Genomic DNA, 2,515 nt, shown 5'->3' with positions numbered 1-2,515 from the left:
TTCCTGGACGGTGTGCGAGAGCTGCTGCGTCGGCGGCACGGTGGCTCCTTGGTCGTCGGGGGTCACGCGGGGCCCGGGAAGATCTCGGGAGCGAACACGGCAAGTGCGGTGAGGATAGCGGTACAGAACGGGCCGTCGGCGGCGGGCAGTTCGCCCTGGCCCGCGGCCACGGCGGCTTCCTTGTCAAAGGGCAGTTCGGCGACGACCGGCATCGGCGGCGGCGCACCGGAGGCGGCGAAGGGGTCGGCTCCGTGGAGTTGGGTCTTGTTGAGCACGCAGCCCAGCACCCGCGCCGAAAGCCGGGCCTCGACCAGCGCCCGCTCCAGCTCCTCCAGCGCACCGGATGCGACGTCGTGCGGCTCGGCAACGACGGCGATGTGCTGGACGCCGGAACAGACAGCGAGCGTCTCGGGGCCCCAGCCCGCCCGGCAGTCGACGACCAGCACACCGGCCAGCTCCGAGAGCCGGTCGACGGCGCAAGCCAGCGTGGCCGGCAGGTCGAGGGACGGGTCAGCGGCCAGCCGCGCCGGATCGCCCAAACCCAGGAGGAAGGCGCCGGGCTCCGATCCGTGGCCCGGCCACAGCGGTTGCAGCAGTCCTTCGATCGAGCGGTAGACCAGCTCCACCCGGTGGTCCAGTGCGAAGTCGGCGAGGTCGCGATGGTGCGTCGCGTTGCGGTGCCTGGCCAGCAGCCGGGTCAGGCCGGCGTTCGTGGCGTCGCCGTCCATCAGGAAGATCTCGTGACCGGTGTCGCGCAGCGCCGTGTTGGTGAGCATGGCCGCGGTCGCGGCGATCAGCGTCTTGCCGCTGCCCGGCCCGCTGGAGACCAGGGCGACCGAGCGCGGCTGTCCGGGGATGTGGTCCTCGTATGTCACGAATGGCCCCCTCGATGGCCGTCAGAAGATCGGCATGTCGATGTCGATGTCGATGCGCTTCTTCTCCCGGCCGGCAGGCGCAGGACGGCCGTGGGAGACCGCGCCGCCGGGCTCCGGCCCGCCGCCCTCCTGCTCCGCGCTGCGGCGGAGGCTGTCGCGCAGGTTCTCCTCGGCCGCCCGGGTGTAGGGGTGCGCCGGGCCGAGCCGGGTGTGCAGCCCCGCCACGGTCTGTTCGTCCAGCTGCCGGGCCGCCTCGGGCAGGCCGGCAGCCATCAGCGTGTTCGCCTGCCCCAGACAGGCGAGCAGGGTGTAGGGGTGCTGGGCGCCGATCGTCTTGGCCAGGCCGCGCCGGCCCTCCTCGCCCCAGTCGGGGTGCGGGGCGCTGTAGCCCGATTCGCGGGTCAGCAGCGCCAGGTTCACCCGGCAGATGTGGGTGAAGGGGTGGTCGGGGCCGAAGACCTGCTCGTAGGTCGGCAGCGCGTCGGCCACCAGCTGCCGGGCCCGCTCGTGGCGGCCCAGCGCGCGAAAGTCCGCGGCCAGGCTCAGTACGCAGGCAAGGGCGTGGGGGTGGCGGGCGCCGCCCAGCTCCCGGTAGAGCTCCAGGGCCGTCTCATCCAGCCGCTGTGCCTCGCGCACCAGGCCCGAGCCGCCGCAGCGGCGCAGGGTGGCGGCCAGGCTGCGGGCGGTGTGCGAGCGGTCGATCCGGGCCCGCTCGCCCATCTGGGTGAACCGTTCGTAGGCCTCGCGCAGCCGTACCCGGGAGGTCTCGTATTGGCCCAGTTCCCGGTAGTAGGTGCCCAGGTTGCGCGCCGAGACCCAGGTGCGGTGGTGTTCGCTGCCCAGAACGCGCCTGCGGCGTTCATAGGTCTCGCGGTCCAGCTGGATGGCTTCCTGCGGGACGCCGGTCATGGACAGCGAGACCGCCAGGTTGCTGGCGGCGCTGAGCGTGTCGGGGTGTTCGTCGCCGAAGGTGTGCCGGTAACCGTCCCAGGTCGCCTGGTCCTCCGCGAACGCGTCGGGGAACCGGCCGGCGTACAGCAGGTCGACGCCGCGGCTGCGGGCGGCCGTGAGCGAGTGCGGGTGCTCAAGGCCCAGGATGGTGCGCAGTTCTTCCAGGGCGGGCGAGTTCAGCTGCTCGGCCCGGCCGAACTCGCCCAGCGCGCGGTGCGCGTTGGCCAGCTGCACGCGCAGCCGGGGCAGCAACGGGTCATCCGCCAGGGGCGCCGCCTCCCAGCGGGCCAGGACCCGGCTGCCCAACTCCACCGCGGTGAACCACTGGTAGGTGCGCCACAGATAGCGGACCTGGTTGACCAGCCAGCGCCGCACGGCGACATCCGTGCTGTCCAGGGCACCCGAGGGACTGATGTGCCGGACGAGTTCGCCGTACTGGGCGCCGTAGGAGGCGCTGTCGGCCGAGGCGTCGGGCGGCGCGTAGTCGGCGAGGATGCGCAGCACCTGGTGGCGGGTGATGTGCTGGATCTCCTCGTCCATGTGGTCGCGCAAGAACGCCAGGAACAGGGTGTGCGACAGGATGCGGCCCCCGCCCTGGTAGTCGACCCGCACCAGGGCACGCCGGGACAACTCGTGCAGGACACAGGGGAACAGGACGCTGGCGGCCAGCCGCGCGTCGGGCGCGGAGA

General features: G+C 72.6%; 2 protein-coding genes. Both read right to left on the bottom strand.

Annotated elements, in window-relative coordinates; genetic code table 11:
• Positions 1 to 62 precede the first annotated feature (62 nt).
• On the bottom strand, positions 63 to 875 hold the full coding sequence (locus tag ACQKIP_RS45095) for a hypothetical protein (protein WP_365864425.1): 813 nt from the start codon (positions 873 to 875) through the stop codon (positions 63 to 65).
• Positions 876 to 896: 21 nt separating this feature from the next.
• On the bottom strand, positions 897 to 2,515 hold a 1,619-nt coding region (fxsT, locus tag ACQKIP_RS45090), incomplete at its 5' end, for an FxSxx-COOH system tetratricopeptide repeat protein (protein WP_427745655.1).

The sequence above is a fragment of the Streptomyces sp. NPDC059900 genome, from assembly GCF_050270335.1.
Classification (GTDB): domain Bacteria; phylum Actinomycetota; class Actinomycetes; order Streptomycetales; family Streptomycetaceae; genus Streptomyces.
Note: the sequence above shows the minus strand (reverse complement) of the source record. Positions and strands in the feature narration are given on the sequence as shown.